General features: G+C 50.6%; 16 protein-coding genes and 4 pseudogenes. 7 read left to right on the forward strand and 13 right to left on the reverse strand.

Annotation, left to right across the window (positions count from 1 at the left end; translation table 11 throughout):
• Window positions 1-272 precede the first annotated feature (272 nt).
• Window positions 273-1163 (reverse strand): LysR family transcriptional regulator, encoded by an 891-nt coding sequence (locus tag C1J03_RS18890; protein ID WP_114887998.1) that lies wholly within the window; start codon window positions 1161-1163, stop codon window positions 273-275.
• A gap of 101 nt (window positions 1164-1264) precedes the next feature.
• Here C1J03_RS18890 and C1J03_RS18895 point away from each other — a divergent pair, with 101 nt between their 5' ends.
• From C1J03_RS18895 to C1J03_RS18910, 3 genes are all read left to right on the forward strand, one after another.
• Complete coding sequence (locus C1J03_RS18895) at window positions 1265-2077, forward strand: class I SAM-dependent methyltransferase (protein WP_114887999.1); 813 nt, start codon at window positions 1265-1267, stop codon at window positions 2075-2077.
• Window positions 2074-2763, forward strand: a complete 690-nt coding sequence (locus tag C1J03_RS18900) for a DUF2306 domain-containing protein (RefSeq protein ID WP_114888000.1) — start codon at window positions 2074-2076, stop codon at window positions 2761-2763. Before C1J03_RS18895 ends, C1J03_RS18900 begins: the two co-directional genes overlap by 4 nt.
• A 454-nt stretch (window positions 2764-3217) precedes the next feature.
• Window positions 3218-3523, forward strand: a complete 306-nt coding sequence (locus C1J03_RS18910; protein WP_114888002.1) for a DUF4389 domain-containing protein — start codon at window positions 3218-3220, stop codon at window positions 3521-3523.
• A 710-nt stretch (window positions 3524-4233) separates the two neighbouring features.
• Here C1J03_RS18910 and C1J03_RS18920 read toward each other — a convergent pair.
• Window positions 4234-4641 carry a WYL domain-containing protein gene (locus C1J03_RS18920; protein ID WP_254694096.1) on the reverse strand — a complete coding sequence of 136 codons (408 nt, stop codon included), beginning with the start codon at window positions 4639-4641 and terminating at the stop codon, window positions 4234-4236.
• Between the two features lie 230 nt (window positions 4642-4871).
• Here C1J03_RS18920 and C1J03_RS18925 point away from each other — a divergent pair, with 230 nt between their 5' ends.
• Entirely contained in the window at window positions 4872-5156 is a 285-nt protein-coding gene (locus C1J03_RS18925; protein WP_162798602.1) for a hypothetical protein, read from the forward strand.
• A 71-nt stretch (window positions 5157-5227) separates the two neighbouring features.
• On the opposite strand, the gene C1J03_RS18930 is transcribed toward C1J03_RS18925, so the two are convergent.
• Complete coding sequence (locus C1J03_RS18930; RefSeq protein WP_114888005.1) at window positions 5228-5407, reverse strand: hypothetical protein; 180 nt, start codon at window positions 5405-5407, stop codon at window positions 5228-5230.
• 249 nt (window positions 5408-5656) lie between these two features.
• Here C1J03_RS18930 and C1J03_RS18935 point away from each other — a divergent pair, with 249 nt between their 5' ends.
• Window positions 5657-5947 carry a hypothetical protein gene (locus tag C1J03_RS18935; RefSeq protein ID WP_114888006.1) on the forward strand — a complete coding sequence of 97 codons (291 nt, stop codon included), beginning with the start codon at window positions 5657-5659 and terminating at the stop codon, window positions 5945-5947.
• A 687-nt stretch (window positions 5948-6634) separates the two neighbouring features.
• Here the strand turns inward: C1J03_RS18935 and C1J03_RS25620 are convergent.
• The 7 genes and pseudogenes from C1J03_RS25620 to C1J03_RS26210 all read right to left on the reverse strand — a co-directional run bounded on the left by C1J03_RS25620 (window position 6635) and on the right by C1J03_RS26210 (window position 12543).
• Window positions 6635-6919, reverse strand: coding sequence for a hypothetical protein (locus C1J03_RS25620; RefSeq protein ID WP_216825867.1), 285 nt, complete (start codon window positions 6917-6919; stop codon window positions 6635-6637).
• Window positions 6912-8006 (reverse strand): hypothetical protein, encoded by a 1095-nt coding sequence (locus C1J03_RS18945; protein WP_254694097.1) that lies wholly within the window; start codon window positions 8004-8006, stop codon window positions 6912-6914. The genes C1J03_RS25620 and C1J03_RS18945 overlap by 8 nt, the downstream gene beginning before the upstream one ends.
• 168 nt (window positions 8007-8174) lie before the next feature.
• Window positions 8175-8603 (reverse strand): annotated as a pseudogene (locus C1J03_RS26130) (TniQ family protein); the annotation flags it as partial.
• 534 nt (window positions 8604-9137) lie between these two features.
• Entirely contained in the window at window positions 9138-9566 is a 429-nt protein-coding gene (locus C1J03_RS18955) for a hypothetical protein (RefSeq protein WP_114888009.1), read from the reverse strand.
• A 162-nt stretch (window positions 9567-9728) separates the two neighbouring features.
• Window positions 9729-10070, reverse strand: a pseudogene (locus C1J03_RS18960) (transposase); the annotation flags it as partial.
• A 536-nt stretch (window positions 10071-10606) separates the two neighbouring features.
• Entirely contained in the window at window positions 10607-11569 is a 963-nt protein-coding gene (locus C1J03_RS18965; RefSeq protein WP_114888010.1) for a glutathione S-transferase family protein, read from the reverse strand.
• Window positions 11570-11852: 283 nt separating this feature from the next.
• A pseudogene (locus C1J03_RS26210) lies at window positions 11853-12543 on the reverse strand (IS6 family transposase).
• Window positions 12544-12716: 173 nt separating this feature from the next.
• Between C1J03_RS26210 and C1J03_RS18975 the strand changes: the two are divergent.
• Together C1J03_RS18975 and C1J03_RS18980 are read left to right on the forward strand one after the other, a co-directional pair.
• Entirely contained in the window at window positions 12717-12998 is a 282-nt protein-coding gene (locus C1J03_RS18975; protein ID WP_114888011.1) for a GNAT family N-acetyltransferase, read from the forward strand.
• 39 nt (window positions 12999-13037) lie between these two features.
• Window positions 13038-13664, forward strand: coding sequence for a CDGSH iron-sulfur domain-containing protein (locus C1J03_RS18980; protein ID WP_114888012.1), 627 nt, complete (start codon window positions 13038-13040; stop codon window positions 13662-13664).
• Between the two features lie 293 nt (window positions 13665-13957).
• Here the strand turns inward: C1J03_RS18980 and C1J03_RS18985 are convergent.
• From C1J03_RS18985 to C1J03_RS18995, 3 genes and pseudogenes are all read right to left on the reverse strand, one after another.
• Window positions 13958-14422: pseudogene (locus C1J03_RS18985) on the reverse strand (DDE-type integrase/transposase/recombinase).
• 335 nt (window positions 14423-14757) lie between these two features.
• A complete protein-coding gene (locus C1J03_RS18990; RefSeq protein ID WP_254694099.1) occupies window positions 14758-15171 on the reverse strand; it encodes a DoxX family protein in 414 nt (137 codons plus the stop codon).
• Window positions 15172-15337: 166 nt separating this feature from the next.
• The gene (locus tag C1J03_RS18995) at window positions 15338-15535 is read right to left on the reverse strand and encodes a hypothetical protein (RefSeq protein ID WP_114888014.1); all 198 of its coding nucleotides are present in this window, start codon (window positions 15533-15535) and stop codon (window positions 15338-15340) included.
• Between the last annotated feature and the right edge of the window lie 24 nt (window positions 15536-15559).

Raw genomic sequence — 15559 nt, forward strand, 5'->3', positions numbered from 1 at the left:
CCGCTATCAATCAGGATGCCGATCCGACGAGAAGTCAAACCCAACCGTCAGCTCACTTTCCCCATAGACAGTTCCCAGCCCCCCGCGGCTTCCTCCTTCCGGGGTTTGTCAACGCGGGCCGCCATCACTTGGCGGCAGTCGTAACGCCGCGGCCCTCATCGAAAAACCTTCAGGATACCGGACGTTCGCTGCACTACGTATGGAGGTCTGCTTAGCGGGACTTTTCAGACCTTCGCTGCGTGGCGAGCGAACGGCGGCTTTCCGGCATTTAGCTACTTCGTGCTCAGACACTCTGCCAACAGGTCAAACACTAGTCGAATTCTGAGGTTTGTCTTCAATTCCCGGTGCGCGACGAGCCAAGATTCTATCTCTATAGGTTCAAAATCCGGATAGGGGTTTTCGAGCTCGGAATAGGCCGTACCAATGTCGACCGGAAGAATGCCAATGCCCAGCCCTTTACGCATCAGTTCCAATGACATGGTCACGCTTGCCGTGGAAAAGTTGAAATTAGCCACCGTCAGATTGAGACCGCGCAAGGCCATGAGCCCAAGCATACGTTCAGGATATTCAAAGCCGACAAACTGCATCTTGGAAAAATCCGAGGGATGCGAAGGGCGACCGACCGCATCAAGGTAAACTGATGATGCAAAAAGATGGCCGGTCGTGTCCCGCACGCGTCTAGCGAAAAGGTTTTCGTCCTGAGGGCGGGCGTGCCGGATCGCAATATCCGCTTCACGCCGTCGCAGGTCGCTCATCTCATTGGACGCTATGATTTCAATCTGAAGGTCTGGCGCTACCACCTGAAGCTTTTTGAGAATGTCCGGAAGGAAAAAGGTTGCCATTCCATTCGTACAGGCAATTGCCACATGCCCAGTCACCGCTTCGGATTGCCCTGTGGCCGCGATAGAAATGCGATTTGCGGCCTCGCCCATAGTTCGGAAATGCTCCAGCAACTGTGTCCCGGCCTGGGTCAGCAACAGCGCACGTGAGGTTCTTTCGAACAATGTCACACCAAGCGTTTCTTCGAGACTTGCAACTTGTCGACTAAGTGTGGGCTGAGTGAGCCCAAGCGCGCGAGCGGCTGCTGAAAGCGATCCCTCTTCGGCGGTGGCGAGAAATGCCCGCGCCTGATTCCAGTCAAAAGCTGATCTTTTCCACTCCATGATTTGCGCATACCAGAACTTACAAAATATGCAATTTTATACTGAATCGGGGTGGGCTAGGAGGAGGCGAATACGAAACCTCCATCAAGGACTCTGGCCAAATGCACAACTATTCGCAATCGATCGCCGCGTCGATCGATCCATCAAGCCGGCAAACAATTCCTATGACCACCTACCAATTTGGCTCTTGGCGGATCGCGATCAGTCGGCAGTTGAGGACCAAAGAGGACTTAACCAGCCAATACGATGCTGCCTCTCGCAGTTGGGGACGGACAGCACGGCGGTACGGGCTTGATGCAGCATACCGGCGTCTATTGGTTGCGTCCGGCGCGCAGGCCGCACTTGGATCGATCGGGTCAAAAGCAAGGGTGCTGGATTGTGGGATCGGAAGCGGAAGTCTGTCCATTGCACTGAACAGCATTCTGCCGGAGCGCCTCAATTATTGCGGCATTGATCTCTCTGGAGAGATGTTGACGATGGCTGACGCAGAGATGCGGCAGGCCGTTTTGGTGCCGGAACTGAAGCAGGCAGATATACTTTCGATACCCTATGCTGACGGGTCATTTGATTTAGTCATGGCCGCCCACGTCCTTGAACACTTGCCGGAGCCGCAGCACGCATTGAGAGAGATGGTGCGCGTTCTCAAGCCGGGCGGAATGCTGTTCGTGTGTCTAACGCGGCGATCCTATTTTGGTGCATTCATCCAAATGCGCTGGCGGACATGGGCAATCACGGAACAGCAGGGCGTCTCATGGCTGGAAGCGTGTCAGCTGAATGACATTAGCTTTCAGCCCATCCATCTGGGGTCCTGCGCGGGGCAAGCCAGCACCGCATTCTGGGCGCGTCGACCCGGCGGACTGGAGCACGAGACTGAAACCACTGCTGCAACAACACATCAGGAGGTTGGCTCATGAAGGTTCTGAGAAAATCAGAATGGGTGATCCTGACCTTTATCCTTGCGTACTCGTTCATCCCGACCTTTGGAGGCTTGTTCCGCGTGCTCGAATTCGCAGGCGGACCCGCGATCGCACCCGATAACCCGCGGGCGTCAGCAACACCCTTCCCCATCATCCTGCACATTCTGAGCAGTTTCTTGTTTTGTCTTCTCGGCGCTATTCAGTTCCTGCCAAGCATCAGGCGGCAGCATCCTGCAGCACACCGCGCGTTTGGTCGGATTGTTGCAGTGGCAGGGTGTCTTTCGGCGGGAAGTGGATTGTGGGTGGCTCATTTCTACAGCTTTCCGATCAGCCTCCAGGGGAACTTGCTGTATTGGGCGCGGATTATCCTTGGCTTCGCGATGATCGGCTGCATCGTTAGTTCAATTGCTGCGATCAGGTCACGAAACATCTTTCAACACAGCATCAATATATTGCGTGCCTATGCGATCGGTCAGGGCGCGTCGACACAGACGTTCATCGGCATCGGGTGGATGATCCTTTCTGGAACAGAAGCGACGGGACCGCTACGCGACGCTATGATGGTGTCTGCTTGGGCACTTAACCTTTTGATCGCCGAGGTTTTGGTGAGGGTGCTCTTGGTACCGAAACGGACTTCGTCGCTGAAGAGTCTGAGCAATAAACCTTCAAGAGTAGGACAATGAGATGATTGGTTATGTAAGGATTGGGACGAAGGATTTTGATAGTACGGTGAAATTCTATGACGCCCTGTTGGCAACGATGGGGATTCACAGGCTCTGGCAGCCCGGACACATGGCGGCGTTGCCATCATCGCATTAGGTTTCGCGGTAACTGACGGTCGGTTTTTTCCCACCTATTTCGTCGCAAATCACAAAGGGTAGAATATTGGCAGCACAGGCGAGCAGTTCCGCTAAGCGGCCCTTCACCACCTGGCAGCGCGATTGCAGTTTGGGCTCAAAGCCGCCGTTCGCTGCGGGACGAACCAATGACCGCTGTGGGCCGTTCGTGAAAGATGTTGGTTGGCACATGTATGCCCTCCGTATCTTCGAATTGCCTTGGTAATGCGGCCGTATTGCTGACAAGGTCTTTTACTGATTTGTATTGGATAGGCTCGGTTATCAAACGGGGGACGAGATAGTGAACGAAGAAGAAGCAAAGATTGAAGGCCGCCTGCTTGGCGAACAGATTGAGCCTGAGCAACCAGACAATATGCTGCAGCGGTTCATTTACATGCTGTTGATCGCTTTCATGATCTCTCTTGCACAAACGGTGCTTGGGGTGGCGACGGTTGTTCAGTTTATTGTCATGCTGGTCAACAAACAGCAGCCTAATGAACGGTTGGCCGATTTTGGATCTGACTTGGGTATATGGATTGCCAAGGCGGCAAGATTCCAAACGGCTGCCAGCAACGTAAAACCTTGGCCGTGGACTGAGCTGGATTAGGGCTGGATACTTTGTTCCGTCCTCTGTGGCCCTTTAGCCGCATCGTGCACCAATGGCAGCTATACGGAAGCCTTGCTGCGGCAAAAGGCAGACGGAAGAATGTTCGGTCAGGCCGCTCCCTTCCCGGGAAAACATCGCAGAATTTCTGCTAGTCCGCATATTCGAAAGAGCTGTCTAGTTTGGACCTCTGCCTCAACAATTCCCTATGCTCTACGCCAAAATGTGTCAGCTAATTTGAACTCTGCGGCATAAAAAAACGCGCCATCGGGATCCGAAAGACTGCCGTCGAAACGTCCGACGCGCCGTGCGCAATCGAAAAACCCACGCGCTGGCAATCCGCCTCGTCCCTTGCTGACAACGAGTGTTGCAATCAACGGATGGCCAGCGTTGGCGTCCTCTTCTATCAGGCATTCTAGCGCAGTCGTGAGCTGATGGATCGTATTTGGTGGCGAAAGATCCAAAGCCTTTGCGAGAGCTTGATAGGTGATGGGCCTTGCCTGTCTGGCAATTTGGCAGAGAAAGGTCCGGGTCCGTTGCGCTAACAAAGTGTTCGTGTCTGTTGAAGTACTCAAAGGTGAACCCGCAAAGTGCAACTTATGTCTCCCAATCTGCCCAAAATTGCGACGTCCTCATTGAAACGTCAGTTTCTATATGTGAGCTCCTGCCAAGGACCCTAAGAGATCATGGACAAAAAGCCATCGCAGTCAGAGCTATTCGCAGATGTTCTGCTTGATAAAGCAATTTGACCCGATGCAACCATCCCATCCCTCACTCTTGATGGATTGAGATTTCTCATTGAAAAGCCCGTTAACAACCTCAACTGACTTGATTTTATCCAGTCTGAAAATCCGTTCTGACGCATAATCGCGGCCCTTGGTGCAGCCACGAGTTTGCCAGCCGTGCATGTACATTTTGCCGTTATTGCCAATCGCAACTTGGTGCACATCTACAAGACGAGGAAGGCAGCCTTTGCTGACGTCCTTGTCGTAGACAATCTCGACAACTCGGTTTGTTTTTGCCGCCTCGCAAAGCGGCGCTTCGTGTACCGATTGGGCCTGCGCAGACAAAGCAAAGGCAAATGTGAACATCAATGCTACTTCAACGCGGCCTAACTTCATTGCGGAGTTCCCAATGCAAACTTGTTTGCCCAATCCTAGGCCAGATGAATTTCTTAGTCCCGCAAAAAACCTGCTGACGTCAGGCACCCTTCACTTTGTTGGGAAATGGCTTTGTCCGTGTCCAGTATAGGCGTCAGATGCTTGCGCCCGAACGAATTCTGCTTATCATGACTGAGACATTTACGTGGTGGATTTCCTTGAGGGGGTCAGCAACCGGTAAGGGAGAAGATATGCAGCTCTCAGATATTGAGAACGATGCGCAGGTTTTCGCGGAAGAGGGTCAAGTCGCGATTGGCGCGGTACGGCGCGTGATGCCCGGCTCCATTGAGATTTACATAGAGAACTATGGTCAAACTACGCTTACTCAAGATCAGATTTTAGCTATTCACGACGGCAAAGTTGTTCTTGCGATTGATAAATTGTCAAACGAGTTGCGTACTGCGATCGTGCATGCACATGATCGCGAGTTGAGCGATTTGGCAGGTCGCGGAAAGAATGATCCTCCGGTCTCGTGACGTAGTCATACTTCTATTACAAGAAATGTGCTTGATGCGGTATCGGTTACTACCAGCCTATAGATCAGAGGTTAGCTCTTCAATTTGCTGGCGTGGTATTCGATAGCGCTTGCGAGACCTTTTAGTGACCTTTTTTCTTCGTCAGTCAGATCTCCGAAAGCTGTTTCTGTTTCCTCAAATAGCACCTCCATTTCACGCATCTTGTCCTTCAGATGATTGAGTCGCTCAGTTCTTTCTACAGGGGTTGTCATCTCTATCTCCTAACAAGGTGGCGATGATCTCTATCTTTGATGGTAACACAGAAACATGCTCAGAAGCAGCTTGGGCCAAGAGATTGTCTGCCTCAACTATCTGGTTCGACTGCAAAGTCAGGTTGAGCCATTCTTCGAAACAACAGCAATCTTCATTTCGCAATGGACTGACATTCGTTTATTTTGACAAACCGTAAGAGTTGGGCGGGATCCATGGTAAGCTGTGATGGCAGAAATGGAGTAAGAGAAATGCGGTATATTACAATCACCACATGGGAAATTGCCGACGGTGTCGACTACGCGATAGCCTTGCGCGCCATCGAGGAGAAACGTCTTCCCGCACTGAAGAGTTTTGGAGCCAGTCGCGTAACGGTAATCCGGACCAGCGATCGGACCAGCGCGGCAATCACCGAATGGCCCGACAAAGCCACAAGGGATGCCGCCGAGTTGAAGATCGATGAAGTTCGCAGATCGGTACACCAACAGGATCGAACGCGGATGACTGGCGAGATGAAGGGCGAGATCGTGGCCGACATTTGACGCACGCCGTTTGCAGGGCCGTACAAATCTTGCGAATTGCCAGTTCGAAGCTGGGGTTCTTAAAATTCTAACGACGGGCTGTCGGTTCTCGCCGTTGACGCAATCTCACCTCGTACCAGCAGCATAGGTTGAGAATCCGTCCTTACTGCCAAATGTGCATGCCGCAGCATCGGTCACTAAGGGTTCAGACCTGCCGTTCGCTGCAAAGGCCATCAAGGTCCGCTAAGGGCCGGAAGCGGTCATGGCGGCGAATGCGTCCAAGGTCCGTTTTGTCCGCAGTGCAGTCATTCATTCAGGACGCAGCGAAAGACCGCTTCCCTCCCTTATTTGTGAATGCTTGTGCCAGTTTGAATATCGTAGAATGGCAGAGCGGCCATCGGAGGCTTTCCGTTAGTCTTCCAACTGAGTTCAAGCCGATACGCGGCTTATTCAGTATGATTGGACTGAAGCGCCCCCCGCACAAGCTCATTGATTTGCTTGCGCATCTCCGTCCATTCTCTAGAGCGCAAACCGTGCTTCCACGAGGGATGACTTGGCCCAGATGGATGCCCACCACCTGCGCCGTGCAAGCGGCAGACGGTCCACCCTTGCTTAGAGGGGCATTGGCAGCGCTGTCCTGTCGACTTGGCTGTAGCGCTGCACCTGGGTGCGTTTCTGAGCCTTTGAGCTGGGTCCATGGGGTTGCCGTCACTTTTCATGCTCAACCCTCCCCCCGTGGTTCACATCGCCCACAATCGCCTGTCCGCCTTCGTGAACCGATACCCGTTCCACCCGGACAGTCTGTTGTGCCTTGGCGCGGTATTTCTTGAGCGCGTCCATCTGGGCAAGGTAGGTGCGGCTGTGCAGCTCGAAAAACACTTTGACAGCGGCCCCGCTAAGGGACCGCCATGCTTTGGATTTAAGTAGGGGGTAAGGCAGGGGCGTATACTGATCTGAACCGCCTTTGCCCTTGTTCGGTCCTGTCCTACCCATAGAGCGCCGCCTCACCAAAGGCATGCAGCACAGCCGCAAGACTTTCGAACCATCCTTGGGTGCGTACACCAACTGATCGGCCAAAGGTGGCAGCAGTAATCAAAGGACCGCCAGCGGCCTCTTGTTCTTGAGACTTCATCCGGTCGATCTCTTCCTTCAGGACACACAACGCTGCGTACCCCTCAAGATCCGTACGGCGAGCCAGTTTTAGATTACCAGCACGTAGTCCGGCAATTATTTTCCCGACGCTTAAGTCAGAGCGGTTTTTGGCCTCCTGTATTCCTTCCCACCGTTTGTCTGAGGGCTCTATTCGAACAGCCATCGCTTGAAGTTCAGCGACTAAGGCAATGCCGTCCGACTTCCGCCAAGGAGAATTGATCGTAGGGATGTTGATCCGAGGCACCAACACGCCATCAATGGCCAATGAAGCAAATTGCCCCTTCTTTGCGCCCATCGCTCGCTGCATTCCGATAGGACCAACCAGCGTCGGAATTTCCGCCAGCAGGTCAGCAAAGGTTGCTGCGTCGAAGGTTTTTCGAGAAATGGGCCTGTCATCGTCAGCAGCAATCGCGCCAGCATCAATTAGGCATTGTTCAAGTAACACAGGCCCGATCCCTGTCTCTTCCGATGCAGTCAGAATTGAGTGCAGTTGCCTTACAGGCTGGGCAATCCCAAGAACAGTTTCTCCGGCAGCAACCGGCCAGATGCCGACGATGCCATCCCGCAGAATTTTCCGAAATGGGGTGAAGTCTTCTTTGTCCAGATGTGCCTGACTGAAATCGATGAATAAATGACCAAAAGCCTTTTGCGGTTTGGCGTTGGAGCCATCAGAAAGGGCGGCAAGCTCGTTCAGTGCATTCCGGATTGCTGCCTCTCCATGGCTTGCTACACAAAAGCCCAAGGTCCGGGCCCGCTGAAGCCGCGCACTTGGATCCAAATGAGACACATCCTCCAATCGCAGTAGTTCTGTACCCAGAAGCGTACAAAATGTCGTTGCAGCATAAAGTGTGTGATCAGCGAGCCATGTATCGTCAGCTCCCGTTTGAAGACGGGTGTCGAGCCAAGTGTCGTAAGGCGAAGGCGTCATGCATGGCTGCTCTAAACTACCTTCCAGGACGTCTTTCAGGATCTCGGCGAAGCGAGATGAAAGATCATATCTAACGGACTGGGGTGTGTGCTTCCACAGCGGCACCAGAGGATGGCAATGTTCGACGCAAAGATCGATTTCTCGCACTTGCCAATCCCCACGCATCGTCATTTGAGCGAGCGGTCGGAGATGATCAGCTTCGGCATCTTTACGCAAACAAACAGGACAGCCTCGTATGATTGGGTTCCTGAGTGCACGAGAGACAAACACCTCACCTCGAAAGATCGTCCGAAAATCGCCGACACCCCTTCCCGTCCAGGAAATGAGTTCTTCGAGTTGAAGGTCACTTAGTCCGCCACTTGCGGCAAGCCTGTGCAAAGCAGCATCTTCGAGATTGACTATCTTCTTAAGCGAAAATCCCATGTCCAATGCGAAGTCAGCAGCGCATATTCCGTTCAGCGCCGCGATCCGAGATAGAAATGACGGGATCGTTTCCCTGTGGTTCGGTTCGGGACGGAGGGGGAGTGGTTGTAACACACTGTGCGAGATACTGCCTCTGGACGGAATACGAAAGCCATTTTGGCTGAGGGTTATCATCGGCAGCTTTGGGGATCAGACAACAGACGCTTGGTTTCACGCCGCTGGAAGACAAGCGAGCGCGTGGTTTGCCGCACTTCAGCGGGATCGCATCGTGATAGCTGGCGATGATTTCCGGCGAGTGAACGGCCATAGTCAGCTTGGTGCGTAAGGCCACCGTACGGGGTATGCCAAGAGCTGTGAAGCCGTTTGGGATCGCGGTGCGGATCTGGATCTCAGCAACCTAGCGTTCTTTGGGCTGAGACCCGCCATGGGCTGCGCATTGTAGGAAAGACCGCTTGTAGACAGAACCCCAATTACAGAACTCACCCGTCGTTTTCGCCTTTGCCAAAAACGTATGAGTTTTGACCGGTTCTTCGCTCACAGCGCACGTTCACTGCCAAAATGACAAATGGCGACAGTGCCGGACTAAACGGTTTTTCATCCGAAACCGCTGCGTCGACGTGATTAGTCTTGACCGATATCGACCCCGAGATCTTTAGCAACACGATCCAGCATCTTTACAGATTTTCTTATCAAGGTTTCAACGTAGTGTTATTGGCCACAATTAACCTCAACAAATATTTGTGGTGGTCCGCCATAACGTCCTTCGCCATACCCGTCTTGTCCATAACCTTTTGATTTAACGTTGGCCTGTCCAGAATTTGCCACTTGAGGTCTATGGCGGGTCAATCGTGCATGCTTGTTGGCTTTTGCCAAGTCGCGCAAAATACAAAATTCGCTACAGTTATCCGAAAGCGCCTGCCGAAATGCGGTATCATCCCTTGAGGCCTTCTGATCAAGTGACAGCTCGGCTGATACGTTAATGTCCATTTTTTCAGCTGCATAAAAGATATGGGCAGCGTACGCGTCGACTGCCGCAACCGCATTGAATGCTCGATGAATTAGGTCATAGCCTTGGTCAAGCTCATCTAAATTCGGTGTCAAAATATCGCTTCGAAAAGTTTTTGCCGTCAGAGCCATTCCAAGTCCCTTGAAAAAATGTGTTGTGAGTTGACCTTTGGATCAGCGTTTTCTGCTTTCCCCATTCTCGGAGACTATCAGGCCAGTCTGAACGTCAAAACCGAGTTCATACCAAGCTTCCCCTCGCGCAGTCTTTCCCCTTGCGGGACTATGCGCATAGCCGCCCACGCCCCCCTTTTTAAGCCCCAGGCTTGAGGCCGTGCGGTGCGCTTTGAGGTAGGTCGCATCAATCGATATCATTTTATTGTCGGGTGCTTTAACCGCCAATCCAGTCATGATCCGAGCGAAAACGCCCATATCGCTCCAGCGCTTCCAACGATTGTAAAACGTCTTGGGAGGGCCATACGCGGCAGGTGCATCACACCAGCGCAAGCCGTTGCGATTGATGAAAATAATACCGCTCAAAACACGTCTATCGTCGACACGTGGCTTGCCTCGGCTCCTCGGAAAATACGGGCGTAACCGCAACATCTGCTCTTCGGTTAGCCAATAAAGATTGCTCATCGTACCCCCAAATCATTGGGGTCTGTGAATCATGACGACAAATCAGCAGCAAGGCATTTAATGGGTCCTGAACCTAAGATCCCGGAAACGGATTTCCAAAAACCGTTCCAGGGCAACAACTTAAATTTTATAAAAACCAAAAACAGAACGCCAAAATAAATTCCCAGGACAATAGCCACGGATGTTTCTCCTAACCAAGCGCTCCAAAGTGGAACGCTTTTTTGTGTATGGTGAGGATATAAATAGTTCGGTCAAGGGAATTGCTTTGGCTATACAATATTTCGTGTTCCAAAAAATATCCTTTTATTGGTAAAGTGCGACGTCGCTAAACACCGCAATGATATGCCACCCAATCAACCCGTCACCAACTTTCGGCTATAGCTCTTGATGATCTGCTCACACTCGGTAAATTTCTGAATGGCGTTGAGCTATTGATGTCATTTTTCAACCGGCAAATACTTTGCGGCAGTACCAGCTTAACTAAACTCTTGAACTGGGAATTGGTATCGACCCGGTAGGAATTTAATTCAACATCACTAACTCCGCCCGTGTGGGATTTCAAAGTCCAACTCGGGCCCGTCAGGAACGATGCCAAACGGATTGATATGGAGGTGCGATTCATAATAATGGTGCTTAATGTGAGTCATATTGACGGTCTCTGCCACACCCGGTGTCTGGTAAAGGTCTCGCGTAAAACCGCTGATATTTGGAAAATCCACAATACGGTTCCGGTTGCACTTGAAATGCGTGACGTAAACTGCGTCGAACCGCACAAGTGTTGTGAATAAGCGAATATCCGCTTCGGTCAAATCTGGTCCGGTCAGGTATCTGGAACCACCCAGTATACTTTCAACGCGATCCAGTGCCGCAAAAAGCTTTTCGAAAGCCTTGCTATAGGCCGTCTGCGATGTGGCAAATCCGCAGCGATAAACACCGTTATTGATGTGCCTGTAAATCCAGTCATTCAGCTCATCAATTTCGGCTCGCTTGTTTTGAGGATACAAATCAAGATCGGGGTTTGTAGCATACTGCTGGAACTCGAAATTCAACAATCTGAGGATTTCGGATGATTCATTATTAACGATCTTCTTCGTTTTCTTGTCCCACAGCACCGGAACCGTTACCGCACCGTCGAATTGGGGAGAAGCCGTCAAATAAGCTTGTTTCAGATTCTCGAATCCGTTGACGCGGTCGCCGGTCGCACCCTGTGAGGATGAATCAAAAGACCAACCTGAGCGGGGCAAAAACGGGTGAACAACATCGTAGCTGATGACTTTCTCTAGACCTTTCAATTTGCGCGCGATTAGGGTTCGATGCGCCCAAGGGCACGCATAAGAAACATAAAGATGGTAGCGCTCACTTTCCGAAGGAAATTCTGCTGAACCATACGAACTGATCCTCGCGCGAAACTCGGTTTGATGACGCACGAACTCTCCGCTGTCACTTACCTCAGTTTCCCATGTGTTGCCGTAGTTTTTCTCGGTCGAAGTGCTTTTCATATTAGCCCTTTCAAGCAGTCTTGACTCCGTAGTAATTCTATGGATTTCAATCTCATAGCCGGCCATACTAGATAGAATAGCCACACTAATGTCTTTCCGAGTAACTTTCAGAAGCGCGCCCAACATTCGATATCCCGCGACTATCTTACCACGATATCACCCTCCCTTACCATTCTCCAAATTTTATTTTTGCTTCCCCCTGAAAGCAAAAACAGTGGAGCCACATCTTGCGATAAATCTAGGGAATTTCCGTATACAGTTTGGATAGTCATGCAGCTTACGATTATGCTGCGGTTCTGAACAAGTTTTTCACAAAGCCTACCTCTCCCTGAACACCAGGATGAGGATTGTGGATGTGCTGATTTTTGATTGTTCCGGTTGTCTCAATACCTTTCAGTGTGGCTTTTGCTGTTGGCAATGACCGGAAACGTTGCCGATGTCCAAGTAACCGCTTTAACGCCGCGTGGTCACTTTCGATCCGGTTGTTTCGCCACTTTTTGTCGATGTGCCTAATGCCATCAAAATACGGATCATAGCAGTGATTTATCTCGCAAATTACTTTGTAATAGGTCGGCACTTTGTTGGTGATGATCAAAACTGGACGGTGCAATCTGACGCGTTCAATCGTCTTGAACAAAAAGGCTTTAGCTGCTTTGGCATCCCGCCGCGCTGTTAGACGAAAATCATCCAACTGGTGGTTGACGTCGACAGCGCGCCAAGGATAACGTCATTTCCCACTCACCCGAAGGCAGGTTTTGTCCACATGCCAATCTAAGCTGGAACGACGTAGGTATCTCTCCGCGCGCCGCGCAATTTCGGGCCCAGATTTTTGAACGGTCACTGCGACACCGCGCTCTGAAAGAAGATCAACGATCTTTTGGGTATGAAAGTGGAAAGCAGCAATACCAGCGCGCTGCTAAAGGGATGACTTCTTGTGGAAAACAATGGCGTTTGAATGGGTTTCGGATCTGCATCTAACACCCCAAAGTATGAAGATTGACCAAGTATGGCGGTTAATGCAACAGTCCCATCATTAACAGTATGAGCGAAGTTCAAGAGGCTATGACGACCTGGCCAATTGGAGTGTAGGTCGGATCAACTATACCAAAACAGCGGTCTGATTGGCCCCTGTGCCAAAGGACGCGAAATGAAAATTGATTTAGAAAAATCGGTGACTAAAGGCCGATATTTTACACTTATTGAAGGTGCGAGCGGTGAAAGCGAGCTAACGTTTTCTATCGCAAGCGAGCATATGATAATTGCCGATCACACCGATGTACCAGAAGACCTGAAAGGACAAGGTGTTGGGAAGGCGCTTTTTTTGAGGATGGTTGAAGACGCGCGAAAGGATGGCGTGAAAATCGTGCCGCTTTGTCCGTTTGTAAAATCGCAGTTCGGAAAGTTTCCCGAGACACGCGACGTCCTTTAACAAACTTAATCGATCACAATTTTAATCAAGGAGTAGCCAATGGCTAAAATTACACCCAAAGAAGATGGACCACTTATTGTTCAGGGTATTCCGAATCTACGAACGAACGTTGGCGCTATTGAACCTGACAAGCCCGCGTATGGGCTTTGCCGTTGTGGGCAATCAAAGAACAAGCCGTTTTGTGATGGGTCACATGTCGCAGCGGGGTTTAAGTCAGGCAATGGAGACGCAGAAATACGCAACACTCCGATCTCATACAGTGGCAACGTCGAAGGCCAACAAGTTACAGTATCCTATACGCCGGTTTTGTGCGGACACATTGCCGAATGCCAACGGCTACAATTATCCGTGTTCGATCCCTCCAAAAAACCATGGATAAAACCTGAAAATGGATCTCTAGAAGGCATAAAATCAGTTGTCGCAGCCTGCCCGTCAGGTGCATTGCGTATTGCTGTCGGGGATGAGGTGGAGCATCACGTGGACAGCGATGATGTCTCGGTTTCAATTAGCAAAAACGGGCCATACGTGGTCAAGAATGTTGAACTTGCAGCCGAATTCAACGGTCTCGGGGCAAGCGAAAAAGAGTTTATCCTTTGTCGCTGTGGTCAATCAAAGAACAAACCATTCTGTGATGGAACTCACCATGACGTGAATTGGCAGGACTGACGCTATTAAACCAGTTTGCAGGCATTGGATGAAAATGGCTCAGTCGCATTTTATTTGAAAGCCTGCACCCTCTTCTGTTGCGATAAATCAAAGCTATCACGCAGTAATTCAAGGGGCGTGGGTAACCAATCTTACGCCGCGATTGACACGGCGGCTCTGCAAAAGAGTTTCGTTAGTGGAGATCCGCACCAGTCGAAAGTAGGTTTGGGAGATATGCTTGGCACACGACTAGCTTCCCAAAAGGCTTTGTCACAGTAACTCGTTCAGGTCAGCTAAATTGAAACAGCCCGAATTTAAGCGGCAACAATTTCACACCATTCAGCAAGCGCCTTGGCGCGTAAGTGACGGAGATTTGAGCGGGAGGTCAGATGACGTTGCAAATTGAAATGGTTGTAGATGGCATCTTGGGCAGACAGAAACCGTTGCATTGACCCTGGCGATTTGAACCGGCCCATTCGGCGTTCCCGTCGGCGCGTCGGTTGATGTGAAACCTCTGCCCGATTGTTCAGTCAACCACCTGTAACATGAAGATGCTCCAGGCCAAGCTCCCGAAGTGCCGCAGAATATGAACCCAGCTTGTCGGGAACAATCTTATCCGGAATGTATCCCTGCTTTTTCAGGAGTTTCCGCATAAGTTTAAGGGCTGCGCGCTTGTTTCGGCGGGGTTGGGCCAGGACTTCAAGAACTTCGCCCTCATCGTCTACGGCTCGCCACAAATAGATCCGTTTACCGCCAAAGCACGCCACAGTGACATCCATCACGAGATCACGCAAACTTATGCGCAACTTCCACGCAAACCTATGGGCTCTTTGTCTCGATTTTTCCCAATGAAATCAGAAAGCGCCACACAACATTACGCGAACCCCTGCAAGAACCACCGATTTACCAATCGGAGGCTCGTTTTGGGAGAGTAAACAAGCCGCCATCTTCAATTTTCCTTTGCGCTCTGCACAGATGCAGATCGTGGATTTTCTAATCCTATGTTAAAAATTCTTCCCGGGTAATGTCGAGATTTTTCCAAGAGGTACAAAACAGTATACGCTGTTTAAACCTAGTGTTTCACCATTTTTGGCGGGGCACTTGGTGTTTAACCTCAGTCCTGTGCGTCGATGGACATACCACCAGATCCATTGGCAAAAACATATGCCATCCCGCCCCCAATCGCCAAATTCTTGAAGAAGTTGGTCATCTCCATTTGCGCCTGCATACTTTCCATAGACATGCTTGGAACTAGGTGGAACATGAGACCCGACAACACGCTGAAGCCTCCAAGAAGGAAAGCCGCCAAACGCGTCTTATATCCAACCAGCAGCATCAAGCCACCACCCAGTTCCACAAGGATGACCAATGGCAACAAGACACCTGGTACACCTTGGGAGGCCATGTATGCGGCGGTTCCTGAATAGGCTGTAATCTTACCGAACCCCGCAAGGATAAACATAATCGAAAGCATGATGCGGCCTGCTGGCATCGCAATTTTCTTAAGGGAGTTTATTAAACTGTCCACGTGCTAGTGTCCTTTTTGCAAGTTATGGTGAGTTTATATTGAGATATTTTGTTCAATTTTTTCAAGGAAAAATCCAACTAGTGATGGTTTCTAACCAGTGTCATATCTAAACAGTCTCAAATCGTTGTTGTACACAGCCGACACTGGGCCGGCTGCAAATATCAATTTAGCCTGCGGCGCGCTCTTCTTGTTTACAGTCTCGCTTGTCTCCACCAACAATACCCTCATCTTGGCGACAGTCTTGGCGGTCGTCGCGCCGATCTTGGCGGTTGTCGATATTGTCGGAACACGCAGACAGAAAAATTGATACTGCTATCAGCGGTAAAATGGTCAGAGCCTTTTTAGATTTTGTTTTAACTATCATTTGTATTTCCTCCATTTTATTTTG

The sequence above is a fragment of the Sulfitobacter sp. SK012 genome, from assembly GCF_003352085.1.
Classification (GTDB): domain Bacteria; phylum Pseudomonadota; class Alphaproteobacteria; order Rhodobacterales; family Rhodobacteraceae; genus Sulfitobacter.

What these genes read in the sequence shown, in the direction of transcription:
- C1J03_RS18890 (WP_114887998.1), bottom strand. Translation starts at nt 1,163, where the DNA reads ATGGAGTGGAAAAGATCAGCTTTTGACTGGAATCAGGCGCGGGCATTT.
- C1J03_RS18895 (WP_114887999.1), top strand. Translation starts at nt 1,265, where the DNA reads ATGCACAACTATTCGCAATCGATCGCCGCGTCGATCGATCCATCAAGC.
- C1J03_RS18900 (WP_114888000.1), top strand. Translation starts at nt 2,074, where the DNA reads ATGAAGGTTCTGAGAAAATCAGAATGGGTGATCCTGACCTTTATCCTT.
- C1J03_RS18920 (WP_254694096.1), bottom strand. Translation starts at nt 4,641, where the DNA reads ATGAAGTTAGGCCGCGTTGAAGTAGCATTGATGTTCACATTTGCCTTT.
- C1J03_RS18925 (WP_162798602.1), top strand. Translation starts at nt 4,872, where the DNA reads ATGCAGCTCTCAGATATTGAGAACGATGCGCAGGTTTTCGCGGAAGAG.
- C1J03_RS18930 (WP_114888005.1), bottom strand. Translation starts at nt 5,407, where the DNA reads ATGACAACCCCTGTAGAAAGAACTGAGCGACTCAATCATCTGAAGGAC.
- C1J03_RS18935 (WP_114888006.1), top strand. Translation starts at nt 5,657, where the DNA reads ATGCGGTATATTACAATCACCACATGGGAAATTGCCGACGGTGTCGAC.
- C1J03_RS25620 (WP_216825867.1), bottom strand. Translation starts at nt 6,919, where the DNA reads ATGGGTAGGACAGGACCGAACAAGGGCAAAGGCGGTTCAGATCAGTAT.
- C1J03_RS18945 (WP_254694097.1), bottom strand. Translation starts at nt 8,006, where the DNA reads ATGACGCCTTCGCCTTACGACACTTGGCTCGACACCCGTCTTCAAACG.
- C1J03_RS18955 (WP_114888009.1), bottom strand. Translation starts at nt 9,566, where the DNA reads ATGGCTCTGACGGCAAAAACTTTTCGAAGCGATATTTTGACACCGAAT.
- C1J03_RS18965 (WP_114888010.1), bottom strand. Translation starts at nt 11,569, where the DNA reads ATGAAAAGCACTTCGACCGAGAAAAACTACGGCAACACATGGGAAACT.
- C1J03_RS18975 (WP_114888011.1), top strand. Translation starts at nt 12,717, where the DNA reads ATGAAAATTGATTTAGAAAAATCGGTGACTAAAGGCCGATATTTTACA.
- C1J03_RS18980 (WP_114888012.1), top strand. Translation starts at nt 13,038, where the DNA reads ATGGCTAAAATTACACCCAAAGAAGATGGACCACTTATTGTTCAGGGT.
- C1J03_RS18995 (WP_114888014.1), bottom strand. Translation starts at nt 15,535, where the DNA reads ATGATAGTTAAAACAAAATCTAAAAAGGCTCTGACCATTTTACCGCTG.